Source organism: Streptomyces sp. UF-297, from assembly GCF_058245575.1.
In genome coordinates this window covers 1-16,916 of sequence record NZ_JBSIBZ010000139.1, presented here as the reverse complement: position 1 = coordinate 16,916, position 16,916 = coordinate 1, and the positions used below count along the sequence as shown (strand labels likewise).

The following is a 16,916-nucleotide window of genomic DNA, read 5'->3' as shown; positions in this document are numbered from 1 at the left end:
CAGGACACCTCACCCTCGCCACGGATCACCGCCCCCAGCGAACCCCCCAGATGCCCAGCCAACCCCGCGCACACCGCGTCGAAAGCCTCGGCGAACACCGGGAACGCCGCATACAAGTCCCGGCCCATACCGACCCGCTGGGCACCCTGCCCCGTGAACACGAAGCCGACCTTGCCCACACCACCAGCCGACACCCCAGAGACGACCCCCGGGACCTCACGGCCCTCCGCCAACGCCCTTATACCAGCGGCCAGTTCCTCACGATCCGAGCCCAGCACCACCGCCCGGTGCTCCAACACCCCACGCAAAGACGCCAGCGACCACCCCATGCCGGTCGCGTCCACGTCCGGACGCCGCTCGACAAACCCCGCCAGCCGCTCGGCCTGCCCCACCAGCCCAGCAGCCGACCGACCCGACACCACCCACGGCACCACCGGCAACACCACACCACCAGCGCCCACCGGCGCAGACGCAGAGCCAGGCATCGGCGCTTCGTCGTCGGGCGCCTCCTCGATGATCACGTGCGCGTTGGTGCCACTGATGCCGAACGAGGACACACCCGCACGCCGCGGACGCTCCCCCACCTCCGGCCACGGAGCAGCCTCGGTCACCAGCCGCACCGCACCCGCATCCCAGTCGATACGCGAGGACGGCTCCTCGGCGTGCAGCGTGCGCGGAAGTTGCCGGTGCTGTAGCGCCAGCACCGTCTTGATGACCCCCGCGACGCCCGCTGCCCACTGGGCGTGCCCGATGTTGGACTTCACCGTGCCCAGCCACAGCGGCCGGTCTTCCGGCCGGCCTTGGCCGTACGTCGCCAACAGCGCCTGCGCCTCGATCGGATCGCCCAGCCGGGTGCCCGTGCCATGGCCCTCGACCACATCCACATCACCCGTACCCAGCCCGGCGCTCGCCAGTGCCGCACGGATCACCCGCTGCTGTGCGGGGCCGTTCGGCGCCGTCAGGCCGTTCGACGCGCCGTCCTGGTTGACCGCGCTGCCGGACACCACCGCCAGCACCTGATGCCCCAGCCGCCGCGCGTCCGACAACCGCTCCAGTACGACGACGCCGGCTCCCTCGGCCATGCCCATGCCGTCGGCCTGTTCCGCGTACGCCTTGCAGCGGCCGTCGGCGGCCAGGCCGCGCTGGCGGCTGAACCAGACCAGCCACGACGGGCTGGCGTGGACGGTGACGCCGCCCGCCAGTGCCAGCGAGCACTCGCCGGACCGCAGGGCCTGGGCGGCCAGGTGCAGTGCCACCAGGGACGACGAGCACGCCGTGTCCACGGTCAGCGCGGGGCCCTCGAACCCGAGCGTGTAGGCGACCCGGCCGGAGATCACGCTGGGGGCGATGCCCGACTGGAGGTGGCCCTCAAGCGCTTCGGGCGCGTCGGCGCCGTAACCGGAGGAGGACGCGCCCACGAAGACGCCGGTCGACGAGCCGCGCAGCTGCTTCGGGGCGATGCCCGCCCGTTCGAGCGCTTCCCAGGAGAGCTCCAGGAGCAGGCGCTGTTGCGGGTCCATCGCCAGGGCTTCGCGCGGGCTGACGCCGAAGAACTCGGCGTCGAACTCCCCGGCCCCCGAGATGAATCCGCCCCCGCGCGCGTAGAAGGTCCCGGCCCGCTCCGCGTCCGGATCGTACAGCCGCGACAGGTCCCAGCCCCGGTCGGTGGGGAGCTGCGCGACCGCGTCCCCGCCGTCGGCCAGCAGGTCCCACAGCTGCTCGGGGGCGTTCACATCGCCGGGGAGGCGGCAGCTCATCGCCACGATCGCGATGGGCTCGTCGGTGGATGCGGCGGGCCGGGCCGGTGCCGGTGTCCCGTCCGCGTGTCCCAGTGCCTGCGCCCGCAGGAACTCGGAGAGCACCGTCGGCGTCGGGTAGTCGAAGATCAGGGAGGAGGGCAGCCGCATGGCGACCGCGGTGCTCAGCCTGTTGCGCAGCTCGACCCCGGTCACCGAGTCGAAGCCGAGGTCCTTGAAGGTGTGCCCGGGATCGATCGCCTGGGGTGCGGAGTGCCCGAGGACCGCCGCGGCATGCGTCTGGATCAGGTCCAGGATCATCTGGTCCTGCTCGGGCGCCGGGCGCCCCGCCAGCTCGCGCAGCACCCCGGTGCCGGCGTCGAGCGGGGGCAGTACGGCCGCGCCGGGGACCGGCGGCGGCACCTCCCTCACGTGCGAGGGCGCTCCGCCGTCGAGCCAGAAGCGCTCGTGCCGGAAGGCGTACGTGGGCAGGTCCACGCGCTCGCCGGCCGGCAGTACGGCGCTCCAGTCTACCGGGGCGCCCTGGACGAACGCCCGCGCCAGGCCCGCCACCAGGCTCGCGGCGCCCGCGTCGGCCCGCCGCTGGAGCGGGATGAACACGCTCTGCGCGCCCGGGACGTCCGCCACCGCGTCCGGGCCCAGCGTCGAGAGCGAGCCGTCGGGGCCCACCTCGATGAAGACCGACACGCCCTGCGCCGCGAGGGCGGCGACGGCGTCGGCGAAGCGCACCGCCTGCCGCATCTGCGCGGGCCAGTACGCGCCGTCGCACTCGGTCAGTACGTCACCGGTCAGCGCGCCCGCCCAGACCAACTGCGGCTGCTGGTACGTCAGTTCCGCCGCGATGTCGCCCAGCTCCTGGAGGACCGGGTCCATGGCCGTGGAGTGGAACGCGTGCGAGACCCGCAGCCGTCGCACCCGGCGGCCCCGCTCGCGCCACTGCGTCACGACCCGGTCCACCGCGTCCGCCTCGCCCGAAATCACCACCGACTCCGGGCCGTTGACGGCCGCGATGGAGACGCCGGGCAGCTCCGCCAGGCCGGCGAGCACGTCGGCTTCCGGCGCGTTGATCGCGGCCATGGCGCCGCCGCTGGGCAGCGCCTGCATCAGCCGGGCGCGTGCGGCCACCAGTCGGCAGGCGTCGTCCAGCGACAGCACTCCGGCCACGTACGCGGCGGCCACCTCGCCGACGGAGTGGCCCACCACCGCATCGGCGACCACACCGGCCGCCTTCAGCACCGCTGCGACGCCGACCTCGAAGGCGAACAGCCCCGTCTGCGCGTACAGCGTCTGGTCCGCGAGGGCCTCGTCGACGCCGTCGGTGCCCAGGACGACGTCCCGTACCGGGATGCCGAGCGCCGACTCCAGCAGGCCGCACGCCTGGTCGAAGGCCTCGGCGAAGACCGGGCTGCCCTCGTACAGGCCACGCCCCATCCCGGCCCACTGCGAGCCCTGTCCCGCGAAGACCAGCCCCACCCGTGCGCCGGGCCGGGCCACACCCGAGACCACCGAGGCCGTGGGGGCCCCGTCGGCGAGCCGCTCCAGGCCGGTCGTCAGCTCGGCGCGGTCGGTGCCCAGCACCACGGCGCGGTGCTCGAACGCCGAGCGTGTGGTGGCCAATGACCAGGCCACGTCGGCCGGTTGCTGTTCGGGGCGGGCGTCCAGCCATTCGCGCAGGCGGACGGCCTGGGCCGACAGCGCCTGCGCCGAGCGGCCCGAGACCAGCCATGCGCCGGCGCCCGTGACCGCCGGAGCCGTGGCCGCGGCGGGCGCTCCGGCTGCGGCCGGGGCCTCCTCGACGATGACGTGGACGTTGGTGCCGCTGATGCCGAACGCCGAGACTCCGGCGCGGCGGGTGCGCTCTCCGGCGGGCCAGGGCTTCGGCTGTGTCAGCAGCCGCACCTCGCCCGCCGACCAGTCCACGTGCGGCGAGGGTTCGTCCGCGTACAGCGTCGCGGGCAGCCGGCCGTGGCGCAGGGCGAGCACCATCTTGATCACGCCGGCCACACCGGCCGCCGCCTGTGTGTGGCCGATGTTGGACTTCACCGAGCCGAGCCACAACGGCCCCTGGTCGGCGCGCTCCTGGCCGTATGTGGCAAGGAGCGCCTGCGCCTCGATCGGGTCGCCGAGCTTGGTGCCCGTGCCGTGCGCCTCCACCGCGTCCACGTCGGCCGCGGCGAGGCCCGCGTTGGCCAGGGCCCGGCGGATGACGGCCTGCTGGGCCTGGCCGTTGGGAGCGGTGAGGCCGTCGCTGGGGCCGTCGGAGTTGATCGCCGAGCCGCGCAGGACGGCCAGGACGCAGTGGCCGTTGCGTACGGCGTCGGAGAGGCGCTCCAGGACGAGCAGGCCGACGCCCTCCGACCACACGGTGCCATCGGCCGCTGCGGAGAAGGGCTTGCACACGCCCTCGGGGGACAGCGCGCGCAGGCCGCTGAAGGCGACGAAGTTTCCGGGCGTGGCCATTACGGAGATGCCACCGGCCAGCGCGAGCGAGCAGTCGCCCTGGCGCAGGGCCTGTGCGGCGAGGTGAATGGCGACCAGGGAGCTGGAGGCGGAGGTGTCGACCGTGATGGAGGGGCCGTGCAGTCCCAGGAGGTAGGAGATACGGCCCGACATCACGCTGGTCGTCGTGCCGGTGAGCAGGTAGCCCTTAACGCTCTCGGGCGCCTCCTGCAGCCTGGGGCCGTACTCCCTGGGCTCGGCGCCCACGAATACGCCGGTCCTGGTGCCCCGGATCGCGGCGGGGGTGATGGCGGCGCGCTCCAGGGCCTCCCAGGAGGCTTCGAGCAGCAGGCGCTGCTGCGGCTCCATCGACAGGGCCTCGCGCGGCGGGATACCGAAGAACCCCGCGTCGAAACCGGCGACGTCCTCAAGGAAGCCGCCCCGGGTGAGATAGGTCTTCCCGGGGCTCTTCGGGTCCTGGCCGTACAGGGATTCGCGGTCCCAGTTCCGGTCCTCGGGAAAGTCGGAGAGGACATCCCGCTGCTCGCCCAGGAGTTCCCACAGATCCTCGGGTGAACGGACTCCGCCTGGGTATCGGCAGCTCATGCCCACGATGGCCAGTGGCTCGGCACCGGCTACCGCGAATTCCGTCGGAGCTGCCCCATCAGTCTCGTTCACAATTCCCTCGGCATTCCGGAGGTTGAGTGCGATACCTGGTCGAAATTCTTCCGCCAAGGGAAATATCGACGTAATAAAAAAGCGCGCCGGCGCCCCGACAGCCACGATATGGGCTGGTCGGCCCGGCACACCATGCGTTCAACCGTGGAGGGCGCGTCGGTTGAGCGGCGCGCCACATCCCGGTCGGTGGAGAAACTCGCGTCCCTTATCCGTGTGCGACGGCGTCCTGGTCGCCTGCGGCCACGGCCAGTTCGGGCGAGGTGAGCCGCATCGTCGTCGGCGCCTCGCGCGGGGTGGCGAGCAGGTGCAGCCGCTGTACGTCCTTCTCGGCGGGCTCGTCGAGGGCGGCGAGGCAGGCGCAGGAGTCGTTGGCGAAGCCCGCGAACCGGTAGGCGATGTCCATCATGCGGTTGCGGTCGGTCGCCCTGAAGTCGGCGACGAGGTGCGCACCGGCCTGCGCCGCCTGGTCGATGAGCCAGTTGAGGATGACCGCGCCGGCCCCGAACGTCACCACGCGGCACGAGGTCGCCAGGAGCTTGAGGTGCCACAGGCCCGGGTGGCGCTCCAGCAGGAGCACGCCGACCGCGCCGTGCGGTCCGAACCGGTCGGTGAGGGTGACGGTGAGGACCTCGTGGTCCGGGTCGGCCAGCAGGGCGCGCAGATCGGCGTCGGAGTAGTGGACGCCGGTCGCGTTCATCTGGCTGGTGCGCAGGGTCAGTTCCTCGACCCGCGAGAGGTCCTCCTCGTCGGCCCGCTTGATCGCCATGACGAGGTCGAGGGTGCGCAGGAAGTCCTCGTCGGGGCCGTTGAAGGTGTCCTTCTCGGCGTCCCGGCGGAAGCTGGCCTGGTACATCTCGCGGCGGCGCCGGGCGTCGACGGTGACGACCTCGGGGCTGAATTCGGGCAGTCCGGTCAGCGTGGTCGCCTGGTCGGCCACATAGCAGCGAATGTCGGGCACGTGGAAGTTCACTTCGGCGCGCTCGGTGGGCAGGTCGTCGATGAAGGCGACGGCGGTCTGGGCGAAGTTCAGCCGCTCGGCTATCTCCTTGACCGCGTCGGACTTGCGCCCCCAGCCGATTTGGGGGTGGACGAAGTACTCGGCGATGCCCAGCTTTTCCAGGTGCTGCCAAGCCAGGTCGTAGTCGTTCTTGCTGGAGACCGAGTGCAGGATTCCCCTGGAGTCGAGCTCGATGATGGTCTCGCGTATTCCGGGAAACAGATCCACGCTCGGGTCTTCCAGGAGCGTGCCGTCCCAGACGGTGTTGTCCAGGTCCCAGACCAGGCATTTCACGAGGGGTTGGCTGTCAGCCACGGGGTCCTCCCACCTGCTTCGCATCGTCAAGGTTCTTGTGTGCGTCGGAAATCGACAGGGCGTGGTCCGCCAGGATCAGCTGGCAGATCTCGTTGCTGCCTTCTATGAGCTCCATGAGCTTGGCGTCCCGGAATGCGCGGGCCACCACGTGCCCGTCCTCGGAGCCTGCCGACCCGAGCAGCTGGACCGCGGTGGCGGCGCTCTGGGCGGCGTGGCCGGCGCTGACGTGCTTGGCGAGGACCGCCATCAGGCCCATGTCGGGCGAGGCGGAGTCCCAGCAGCGGCTCGCGTGTTCGCAGGCGCGCAGGGCGACCTGCTCGGCGATGAACATCTCGGCCAGGTGCCTGCGGACGAGCTGGTGCTCGGCGAGCGCCACGCCGCCCTGCTCCCGCTGCTTGGCGTGGCTGCCGGCGGTGTTCAGGCAGGCGCGGAGAATGCCGACGCAGCCCCACGCGATCGACACGCGCCCGTAGGAGAGCGCCGTGGTGAACAGCATCGACAGGGGCTGTCCGCCGCCTCCGAGCACGTGGGTGGCGGGCAGGCGGACGTTGTCGAGTCGGATGTTGGCGTGTCCGGCGGCCCGGCAGCCCATCGGGTGGGGTACGAGCTCGATGTGCACGCCCGGGGCGTCCACGGGGACCACCGCGGCGGCGGCGCCGTCGCCTTCGCCGTTGCGGCCCACGATCAGGACGAAGTCCGCGTAGCGGGTGCCGGTGACCCACTTCTTCTCGCCGTGGACGGTGAACCCGTCCCCGTCGGGCTCGATGCGGGTCCGCATGGCCGCCAGGTCGCTGCCGGCGCCCGGCTCGCTGAAGCCGACCGCCGTGAGCTTGCCGCCGGTCAGCTCCGCGAGGAACCGGCGCCGCTGGTCGCGGTCGCCGAATCGCTGGATGGCCCAGGCCACGATGCCCTGCGAGGTCATGATGCTGCGCAGGGAGCTGCACAGGCCGCCCACGTGGGCGGTGAGTTCACCGTTGTCCTGGCTGCTCAGCCCGAGGCCGCCGTAGGTCTGCGGGACCTGCGCGCACAGCAGGCCCCGGGCACCGAGCGTGCGCAGCAGGTCGGTGGGCAGTTCGCCGGTGACGTCCCAGTCGGCCGCCTGGCCGCCGGCGAGCTCGTCGATGAGGGCGAGCTCGCCGGCCAGTTGCTCAGGCATTCTCGGTCGTTTCCGAGGTGTCGCGGAGCCGCAGGACCAGGCCGGCCATGGTCTGGACGGTGCGGAAGTTGTCGAGCTTGAGGTCCCCGCCGACGATGGCGATGTCGTACGTCTCCTCGAGGTGGACGACGAGCTGCATCGCGAACATGGAGGAGACGACGCCGGACGCGAAGAGGTCCTGGTCGACCTCGACAGTGGTCTTGATGCGCTCGGCAAGGAAGTCGAGGATCTCCTTCTGGAGGCCTTCGGTGGTGAAAGATTCCTCTTGGACGCTCATGACGCGACCTTTCCGTAGTCGTAGAAGCCTCGGCCGGTCTTCCGGCCGAGGTGGCCGTCTCGCACCTTCGCGAGCAGGAGGTCACAGGGGCGGCAGCTCTCGTCGCCGCGGCGCTCGTAGAGCACGTTGAGCGAGTCGACGAGGTTCTCCAGGCCGATGAGGTCGCCGGTGCGCAGCGGACCGGTCGAGTGGCCGAGGCAGCCTTCCAGCAGGCCGTCGACGACCTCGACGGAGGCGACGCCTTCCTGGACGAGCATGGCGGCGGTGTTGATCAGCGGGTGCAGCAGCCGGTTGATCACGAAGCCGGCCGAGTCGTCGATGACGAGGGCCTCGCGGCCGAGGACGCCGAGCAGCCCGGTGACCTCTTCGAGGATGGCGGCGTCCGTGCGCGGGCCGCGGATGACCTCGACCATCTTGATCATGTACGAGGGGTTCATGAAGTGCACACCCACGAGCTCCTCGGGGCGCACGGTCCAGGAGGCCATCTCGTCGATCGGGATGCAGGAGGTGTTGGAGATCAGGGTCGTACCGGGCCGCACGATCCGGGAGGCCTCGGTGAGGACCTTCTCCTTGACCTCGGCGACCTCGGTGACGGCCTCGATGACGGTGGTGGCGTCCGCGATGTCCACGAGGGACACGCTGGTGGTCAGCGTGCCCTGCGGGCGGTCCGCCGGCAGCACACCCATGAGCTGGGCGTGCCGGGTCTTCTGCTTGATGGTCTGGCGCGCCGTGTCCAGCACGGCCTCATCGACGTCCACCAGCACGACGGAAACGCCGTGGCCGATGGCGAGTGTCGAGATGTTCGTGCCCATCACACCGGCGCCGATGATGGCGAGGCGGTGCTCCTCAAAAGCAGTGCTCATAGGTTCTTCCCTGCGGTTTCGTGAGCCGTTTCGTGAGCCGTTTCCTGACGGGCACGGTCAGGCCTGGGCGGCCTGCCCTGCCTCGCGTGTCACGCGCGCACCCTCGCGGCGAGAGCGGCGGGGGTCGGGTACTGGAACACCTCGGTGAGTTCGAGGGACGTACCGGTCAGTTCTTCGACCTTCTGTGCCAGTACGGCGGCGAGCAGCGAATGGCCGCCCGCTTCGAAGAAGTTGGTCTGTGCCGTCGCCTCGGTGCCCAGCAGCTGCCGCCACATCTGGAGGAGCTCGCGTACGAGTGCGTCGTCCGCCGCCGGGGCCTGGTGCCCGCTTCCCTGGTCGAGCGCCTTCTCGGCGAGCCGTGCCAGGGCGGCCCGGTCGGTCCGGCCGTCGGGGGTCCTGGGCAGCGCGTCCAGGGGGACGACCTGCCAGGGGACGGTGGACGCGGCGAGGGCGTCGGCGTGTCCGGCGGTCTCGGCGAAGGCGACGACGGTGGGCTCGCCGTCGGACGGCGTCACGGCCAGCGCCGCGGCCGCGGTCACCGCGCCGTGGTCGAGCAGCTCCGCCTCGACGTCGCCGAGGTTGACGGGGCCGTCGTCGGTGGCCACTTGGCGGTCGATGCGGCCGAGCCACTCGATGGTTCCGTCCGTCCGCCAGCGGGCCAGCTGCCCGGTGCGGTGGTGGCGCCCGTACCGTGCGCGGGTCGGGAACGCGGGGTCGTCGGGGTCGCTCAGGGCGAGCCCGGTCCCGGCGAGGCAGAGCTCCCCGCGCAGGCCAATGGGCAGTTCCCGGCCGTCGGGGGCGGTGATGAAGGCCCGTGTGTTGGTGATCGGCCGCCCCCGGTTCACGGCGTCGGCGGCCTCCACCCGGCCGGACAGGGCCCAGCCGGTGGTCTCCAAGGTGCCGTAGGCGCTGTGCAGTTGGCAGCCGGCCGCCAGGAGCCTCCGCGCGGTCGCGCGGGACAGCTCCTCGCCCTGGGCGAGCACGGTCAGCCCGTGCGGCCGGCCGGCGAGGTCCTCCAGGATGCGGGCGGGGGTGCCCGGCGGGAGGACGACGACGCTCGGGCCGTGGCGGTCGGCGGTTTCACGAAGGGCGCTGCCGCCGGTCCGCGCCTGCTGTGGCGCGATCACGACCCGGCCGCCCGCGCTGAGCGCCAGGCAGAGGTCGAAGAGCGCGCCGAACGTGCCGGGCGCGGCGAGCGCCAGTACGCCGGTGCCGGGCTCGACGCCGAGTTCGGTGGTGAAGTGGCCGACGGTGTCGGCGAGTGCCGCGTGGCTCAGGACGGTGGCGACCGGCCGCCCGTCGTCCCCGCAGGTGTGGAACAGGCAGGCGGGCGCCGTCGGTTCGGCGGCGGAATCCGGCGTCGCGGGGCCGGTCGCCGGGGCGGTCTCCAGCGGCAGTACGGGCGGCAGTTCCCCGTCGGCGGGAAGCTGTACGCCGGTCCCGGTCACAACGGCCTTCGCCCGGGAGTGGGTGAGCTGGAGAGCCAGCCAGGACGGGGCGTGCCCGGTGTCGAGCGGCAGGCAGACGGCGCCTGCCCGCCAGACGCCGAGGGCGGCCGCTGCCGCCTCCTCGCCGCGGGGTGCGGCGATCGCCACCACGTCGCCCGCGCCGACGCCCGCGCCGGCCAGCAGCGCGTGGATGGCGGCCGCCGCCTCGTCCACCTGCCGGTAGGTGGCGGTGTGCGCGCCCTCGACCACGGCGGGCGCGTCCGGTGTGCTCGCCGCACGGGATGCGAACGCCGCCTGCACCGTGGGCAGTTCGATGGGGGAGGTCGTGTTGTTGGCCCGGTCCACGGCCCGGCGGTCGGTGCCGCTCCACCCGGCGCTCTCGCCGAGCGGCCGGTCCGGGTCCTCGGCGGCCTCGATCAGCAGGGCCTCCAGCCGGTGCAGCATCGCCTCGACGTCGGCGCGGGCCAGGGTCTCGGTGGAGTACCGGAGCAGGATCTCCGCGTCGGACGGCGTGCCGACCAGTTCGAGGTCGAACTTGCTGTAGGGGTTCTCGACCGTCACCAGCCGGGCCGGCATGCCGTCGATGGACAGCTCGCCGACGGGCGCCGCGGGCAGGAAGTTGAACAGGTGCCGGTAGAGCGCGGACTGCCAGGTCGAGCCGATCTCGGGGATCTCCCCCGCCAGTTCGTCGACGGAGGCGTTGGCGTGCCCCATCGCGCCGAGGAAGGCGTCCCGGGCCCGGCGGGCGAGCGGGCGGAAGCCCTCGGCCAGGTCCACCCGGACCCGGACCGGGACCACGTTGACGTGGTACCCGATGGCGGAGGTGTGCGGCCCGCGCACATCGACCGGGGTGCCGACGACGAGGTCGGGGCCCGCGCCGTGCGAGGCGAGGAGGGCGGTGTAGGCGGCCAGCATCACGGCGGCGGCGGGCGCCCTGGCCGCGCGCTGGAGTTGCTGCACGGCGTGCTGCGCCTCGGGCGAGAGCGTGTGGCGCGCGTTCTCGCCCGTCATCAGCGGCTGACGGCTGCGCGGCAGGCCGCACCAGAGGTCGAGGCCGCCCGGCTCGATGCCTCGCAGCGTCTCGCTCCAGTACGCGACATCGGCGGGCCGCGGCTCGGGCTCGGCGAGGGCCGGGACCTCCGCGGTGGCCTGTGGCGGCACGGGCCGGCCGGCCGCGATCGCGTCGTAGACCGGGATGAACGACTGGAGGAAGAGGGCGGCGGAGACCATGTCGAACGCCAGGTGGTGCACCCCCACGCACAGGACGTCACCGTCCTGTGCGGTGGCGAACCCGACTCTGACCAGGGGCCGTCCGTCGAGCGTGAAGGGGCGGTCGACGAACGCGGTGAGGTCCTTGTCCAGCGACTCGCCGGTCAGGTCGAGCGGCTCGATCTCCGTGGCGAACTCGCTTGCGGGGACGACCTCCTTGACCAGTTCCGCGCCGGTCACGCGAAAGACCGTCCGCAGCATCTCGTAGCGGCCGAGAACGATGGCCAGGGCCGCCTTCAGTACGTCCGGCCGCAGCCGGCCACTCACCTGGAGGGCGATCCCCAAGTTGTTGATCCCGGTCTCCGGGACCAGCTCCTCCATCAGCCAGAGGGCCTTTTCCTTGTTCGTGGTGTTCATGACGCTCAGAATTCGGCGTGGTCGAGGAGTGTGCGAACGGTGGAGTCGTCACGCAGCAGATCGGCGTGGCTGGTGTCGAGCGAGATGCGTCGGCCGAGCATTTTGGTGGCGTTGACGGCCGTCGCCGCCCCGTTCTCCTCCAAGGTGGCGTAATCCGTGGAGGTAAGGGCGAGGGAACGCTTCCAGGTCTGGCTCGGGTCGATGTCCACGGCGGCGGAAAGCCATGACATATACGTCTCGAAAAGCTGGACCACTTCGTCTCTGCGGGAATCGGAAAGGCCGATCCGCCGGAAAGCGGTGGAGGCCGTCTCCCGATAGAGCTCGACGACCTCGATGGCCGCGTCGACCAGGCTGATCGACGGGGTTCCGACGATCTCGGCGGCGCGCTTCCTGGCCTGTTCCGCCTCCTCGTCGGAGAAGACGGGGCCGGCCAGGGCGACCATCTTGTTGATTTCGGCGGCGAGCAGCTGAACGTCGGTGACCTGCCCGTCGAAGAGGACGATCTGGGGCTCGGTGCCCTGCCGCCGAGCCACCCGCTCCGCGATCTCCGCCGCGTAGACACCGCCGAGACAGTAGCCGAGCACGGCCACCACCTCGTACTTGTCCCAGTCCACACCCCGCATCCAGTGCTCGGTGTAGAAGTCGCCCGCGGGGCGCTCGGTCACGCGTACGGAAGGGAGCGTGGTCTGCATGAACCCGTGGCCGGACCAGGCGGACCCCATTTTGGCCGCCAGGTCCCCGAACCCCGCCTCGCGGCGTCCGGCCGCAGGGAAATCGACACCGAGAATAAGAGAGTTCGACGTGGGGACGGAGATGACGCTCCACGATTCTTCGTTCGGCACTTGTTCACCCATCATCAGAGGCGGACGGTCGCTTTCCCTGCGCCGCAGCCTGAGGTGCTAAATCGGACCAACCTGTCACGAAGGCGGAATTCCGTCCAAAGAAGCCCGTTGGACGCTAACATGATCCCGCCTTCCGGGGAACCCTCAAGAATCCCCAGGAGCGCCTTCCTGAAGCTCGTCCGGAAGCTCACTCAGGAGGAAGCCTGCGATCGCTTCCGGAAAATAGAGGTCGTAGACAAAGCCCTCCGGCAGTTTAAGTCCAGTCTGCTCGATAATTCTTTCCCGCAGTTGAACGGCGGACATGGACGTCATGCCCATCTCGAAGACGTCGCCGGTGGGGTGGATCGAGTCGCTGGAGGGGTAGTCGAGCGTCGCGGCGATCTCCTGGCGGACCAGTTCGAGCAGCAGCTCCCGCTGCTCGGCCTTGGACAGGCCGGACAGCTGCCGTACCCATCCCAGGGCCCCCGGCCCGTCCGCCGGCCCGCTGTCGGTCCCGCCCTCCTCGCCGTCGCCCGGCAGGCCGCCGGGCTGCGCGAGGTCGCGTTCGCGCTGCCGCCAGGTGGTGAGCTGCGCCAGCACCGTGCCCAGCGGCATGTCCTCCCGCAGCGGCTCGGTCATGCCCAGCACCCCGGCGAGGGCGGCCATGTCCCCTTCCTCCAGCGCGGTCCAGAACTGCTGCTCGCCCGGGGACGCCGCCACCGGCTTACGGGTCGGCGCGGCCGGCCAGTACCGCTGCCGCTGGAACGCGTAGGTGGGCAGATCGACTCGGTGTCCGCCGCCCAGGACCGCCGCCCAGTCCACCGCGGTCCCGCTCACATGGACGGTGGCGAGCCCCGCCACGAACGACCGCAGTCCGGCCTCCCCGTGGCGCAGTGTCCCGGTGATCGTGACTCCGGCGCCCTTCTGCAGGTCCTCGTCGTCCAGGGCCCGCCGGATGCCCGCGGTCAGTACGGGGTCCGGGCTGACCTCGACGCACGCGCCGAACCCGCCGTCGAGCAGGGCCAGCGCCAACTCCCGCAACGGCGCGGTCTCCCGCGGGCTGCGGCACCAGTACTCGGCGTCCATGTCCGTGCCGTCGGTCCAGGCCAGGTCCCGGCTGGAGAAGACGGGCACCGCGCCCTGCCGCGGGCGGACCGAGGCCAGTTCCTCCTTGCTCGGCTCCGCCCCGGCGGTCAGCGCCGCGGTCCTGGCGGCGTCGGCCAGCGACAGCACTCCCGCGACGTGCGCGGCCGCGATCTCGCCCACGGCGTGCCCGGCGACCGCGGCCGGGTGCACGCCCGCCGAGCGCCACAGCGCGGCGAGCGAGACCATCACCGCCCACAGCACCGGCTGGCGGACGCCGGGGCGATCCAGCGCCGGGCCGTCCGGCCCCTCGCACACCACCTCGGTCAACTTCCAGTCCACGTACGGGGCCAGGGCCTGTTCGCACTCGGCCATCCGGGCCGCGAAGACCGGCGCCTCGTCCAGCAGCCCGGCGGCGGAGCCGAGCCACCCGGACTCACTGCCGGGGAAGACGAACACCGCCTTGTGGTCCGCCGCCGCGGTCCCGGTCAGCACGTCCTTGGTCTGCACACCGGCGGCGACCAGCGCGAGCCCGGCGAGCAGGCTGTCGCGCTCCTCGCCCAGCACGACCGCCCGCTCGGCGAACGCCGTGCGCGTCGTGGCCAGCGAGAACCCGACGTCCACGGGGTCCATGTCCGGCCGTTCCAGCAGGAGTTCGCGCAGCCGTCCGGCCTGGGACTTGAGCGCTTCCGTGTTCCGCCCGGACAGCACCCACGGCACCACCGCCGGCGGGACCGAAGGCCCGGCGGGAGCGGCACTCGCGGGCGGCTCGGGGGCCTCTTCCAGGATGACGTGGGCGTTGGTGCCGCTGATGCCGAACGAGGACACGCCCGCACGGCGCACCCGGTCGCCGGCCGGCCACTGCACCGGCTCGGTCAGCAGCCGCACCTCGCCGTCGGCCCAGTCCACGTGCGGCGAGGGCTCGTCCACGTGCAGCGTCGCCGGCAGCCTGCCGTGCTGCAGGGCGAGCACCATCTTGATGACACCCGCCACACCGGCCGCCGCCTGTGTGTGCCCGATGTTGGACTTCACCGAGCCCAGCCACACCGGACGGTCCTCGCCGCGGCCCTGGCCGTAGGTCGCGATCAGCGCCTGCGCCTCGATCGGGTCGCCCAGCGTCGTCCCCGTACCGTGCGCCTCGACGGCGTCGACCTGGTCCGCGCGGACCCCGGCGTTCGCCAGAGCGGCCCGGATGACGCGCTGCTGGGACGGGCCGTTGGGCGCCGTCAGACCGTTGGACGCACCGTCCTGGTTGATCGCGCTGCCGCGCAGCACCGCCAGCACCTGGTGCCCGTTGCGCCGCGCGTCGGACAGCCGCTCCACCACGAGCACGCCCGCGCCCTCGGCGAAGCCGGTGCCGTCCGCCGCTGCGGCGAACGCCTTGCACCGTCCGTCCGGCGCGAGCCCGCGCTGCCGGGAGAACTCGATGAAGGTCCCCGGCGTAGCCATGATCGTCACGCCGCCGGCCAGCGCCATCGAGCACTCGCCCGACCGCAGCGCCTGCGCGGCCAGATGCAGCGCCACCAGCGCCGACGAGCAGGCCGTGTCGACCGTCATCGTCGGCCCCTCCAGGCCGTACGTGTACGCCAGGCGGCCGGACAGGATGCTGGTCGCGACCCCGGTCATCAGGTGCCCCTCGGCCTCGGAACCCCCCTCCGCCAGCACGCTCATCTCGTACCCGGAGGTGTAGCCGCCCACGAACGCGCCGGTCTGGCTGCCGCGCAGGGAGACGGGGTCGATACCGGCCCGCTCGACGGCTTCCCAGGACAGTTCGAGAAGCAGCCGCTGCTGCGGGTCCATGGCCAGCGCCTCGCGCGGACTGATCCCGAAGAAGGCGGCGTCGAACTCGCTGGCGTCCGTGACGAACCCGCCCGCCTGCGTGTACGAGGTCCCCGTGTGCGCGGCGTCCGCGTCGTACAGGGCCTCCAGGTCCCAGCCGCGGTCGGCGGGGAACCCCGAGATCGCGTCGCGCCCGTCGGCGAGCACGTGCCACAGGTCCTCGGGCCGGTTGATCCCGCCGGGGAACCGGCAGCTCATCCCCACGATCGCGATCGGCTCGTCATGGGCCGCGGCCCCGACGGGAACCGGGGCGTCCGCGCCCGCTGCGGGCTCCCCGCCGAGCAGGCCGCGCAGGTGCACGGCGAGTGCGGTCGGGTTGGGGTAGTCGAACACGAGGGTGGCGGGCAGCCGCAGCCCCGTGGCCGTGCCGACCCGGTTGCGCAGCTGGACGGCGGTGAGCGAGTTGAAGCCCAGGTCGGTGAAGGCCCGGCCCGGCTCGACGGCGTCGGCGGAGGCGTGGCCCAGCACCGCGGCGACGTGCGCGCGCACCAGGTTCAGCAGCATCTGGTGGCCGTCCTCGGCGGGCAGCGCGGCGAGCTGCTGCCGCAGCGAGTCCGCGCCCGCCCCGCCGGAGGCGGCGGTCCGCCGGACCGGTCCGCCGGTCAACGCCCGCCACAGCGGCGGGATCTCGTCACTGCGGGCCGCCTGCGCCCGCATCCCGGCCAGGTCGAGCCGGGCCGGTACGAGTACGGCCGCGTCGCGGGTGAGTGCCAGGTCCAGCAGGGCCAGGCCCTCGGCCGCGCTCAGCGCGGCGGTCCCGCTCCGCGTCATCCTGGCCCGCTCGGCGTCGGAGAGCTGCCCGGTCAGACCGCTGACCTCGGCCCACAGGCCCCAGGCCAGCGAGGTCCCCGGCAGCCCGGCAGCCCTGCGGTCGGCCGCCAGCGCGTCGAGGAAGGCGTTGGCCGCCACGTAGTTGCCCTGCCCCGGCACGCCGAACGTCGCCGCCGCCGAGGAGAACAGCACGAAGTGCTCCAGGTCGATGCCCATGCCCCGGGTCAGCTCGTGCAGGTGCCATGCGGCGTCGGCCTTGGGCCGCATCACCGTCGCCACTCGCTCCGGGGTCAGCGAGGTGACCGTCCCGTCGTCGAGGACACCGGCGGCATGGATGACGGTCCTGAGCGGGCGCTCGGCCGGGATCGCCTCGATCACGGCGGCCAGCGCGCCGCGGTCCGCCGCGTCACAGGCGACCGCGTCGACCGATGCCCCCAGCTGCGCCAGCTCGGCGGCCAGCACGGCCACTCCGGCGGCGGCCGGACCCGAACGGCTGGTCAGCACCACGCCGTCGGCACGCCCGGTGGTCACCAGGTGCCGGGCCACCAGCCCGCCCAGCGTGCCCGTACCGCCGGTCACCAGCGCGGAGCGCGCGCCCTGCCGGTCCGACGGCTGTTCAACTGCTGTCAGGGACCGGGATGGACGGGTCAGCCGCCGCCCGTAGGCGACCGTGCCGCGGACGGCCAGCTCCGGCTCTCCGCTGTCCACCACGGACGGCAGGACCGAGACGGCCTGGTCGTCGATGGAGGTGGCGGGCAGGTCCACGAGAACCAGCCGACCGGGGTTCTCGGACTGCGCCGAGCGCAGCAGGCCCCTGGCGGCGGGCGCCGCCAGGTCCCCGACGCC

The 16,916-nt window shown here is 72.4% G+C and carries 8 protein-coding genes; all 8 read right to left on the bottom strand.

All coding sequences use genetic code 11. The features are described from left to right. Positions 1 to 4,808: beta-ketoacyl synthase N-terminal-like domain-containing protein (locus AC4IJH_RS41290; RefSeq protein ID WP_490857179.1), on the bottom strand; the 4,808-nt coding region annotated here is incomplete at its 3' end. A gap of 271 nt (positions 4,809 to 5,079) precedes the next feature. Next, positions 5,080 to 6,210: an HAD-IIIC family phosphatase gene (locus AC4IJH_RS41285; RefSeq protein WP_490857178.1), complete on the bottom strand. Its 1,131-nt coding sequence runs from the start codon at positions 6,208 to 6,210 to the stop codon at positions 5,080 to 5,082. Beyond that, positions 6,179 to 7,342: an acyl-CoA dehydrogenase family protein gene (locus tag AC4IJH_RS41280; RefSeq protein ID WP_490857177.1), complete on the bottom strand. Its 1,164-nt coding sequence runs from the start codon at positions 7,340 to 7,342 to the stop codon at positions 6,179 to 6,181. Before AC4IJH_RS41280 ends, AC4IJH_RS41285 begins: the two co-directional genes overlap by 32 nt. Further along, the gene (locus tag AC4IJH_RS41275; protein ID WP_490857176.1) at positions 7,335 to 7,619 is read right to left on the bottom strand and encodes an acyl carrier protein; all 285 of its coding nucleotides are present in this window, start codon (positions 7,617 to 7,619) and stop codon (positions 7,335 to 7,337) included. Before AC4IJH_RS41275 ends, AC4IJH_RS41280 begins: the two co-directional genes overlap by 8 nt. Beyond that, positions 7,616 to 8,482 carry a 3-hydroxyacyl-CoA dehydrogenase family protein gene (locus AC4IJH_RS41270; RefSeq protein ID WP_490857175.1) on the bottom strand — a complete coding sequence of 289 codons (867 nt, stop codon included), beginning with the start codon at positions 8,480 to 8,482 and terminating at the stop codon, positions 7,616 to 7,618. The genes AC4IJH_RS41275 and AC4IJH_RS41270 overlap by 4 nt, the downstream gene beginning before the upstream one ends. Positions 8,483 to 8,571: 89 nt before the next feature. Then, positions 8,572 to 11,556: an AMP-binding protein gene (locus AC4IJH_RS41265; protein ID WP_490857174.1), complete on the bottom strand. Its 2,985-nt coding sequence runs from the start codon at positions 11,554 to 11,556 to the stop codon at positions 8,572 to 8,574. A 5-nt stretch (positions 11,557 to 11,561) separates the two neighbouring features. Further along, a complete protein-coding gene (locus tag AC4IJH_RS41260; RefSeq protein ID WP_490857173.1) occupies positions 11,562 to 12,398 on the bottom strand; it encodes a hypothetical protein in 837 nt (278 codons plus the stop codon). Between the two features lie 144 nt (positions 12,399 to 12,542). Continuing rightward, a partial coding sequence (locus tag AC4IJH_RS41255) for a type I polyketide synthase (RefSeq protein WP_490857172.1) occupies positions 12,543 to 16,916 on the bottom strand: 4,374 nt, incomplete at its 5' end.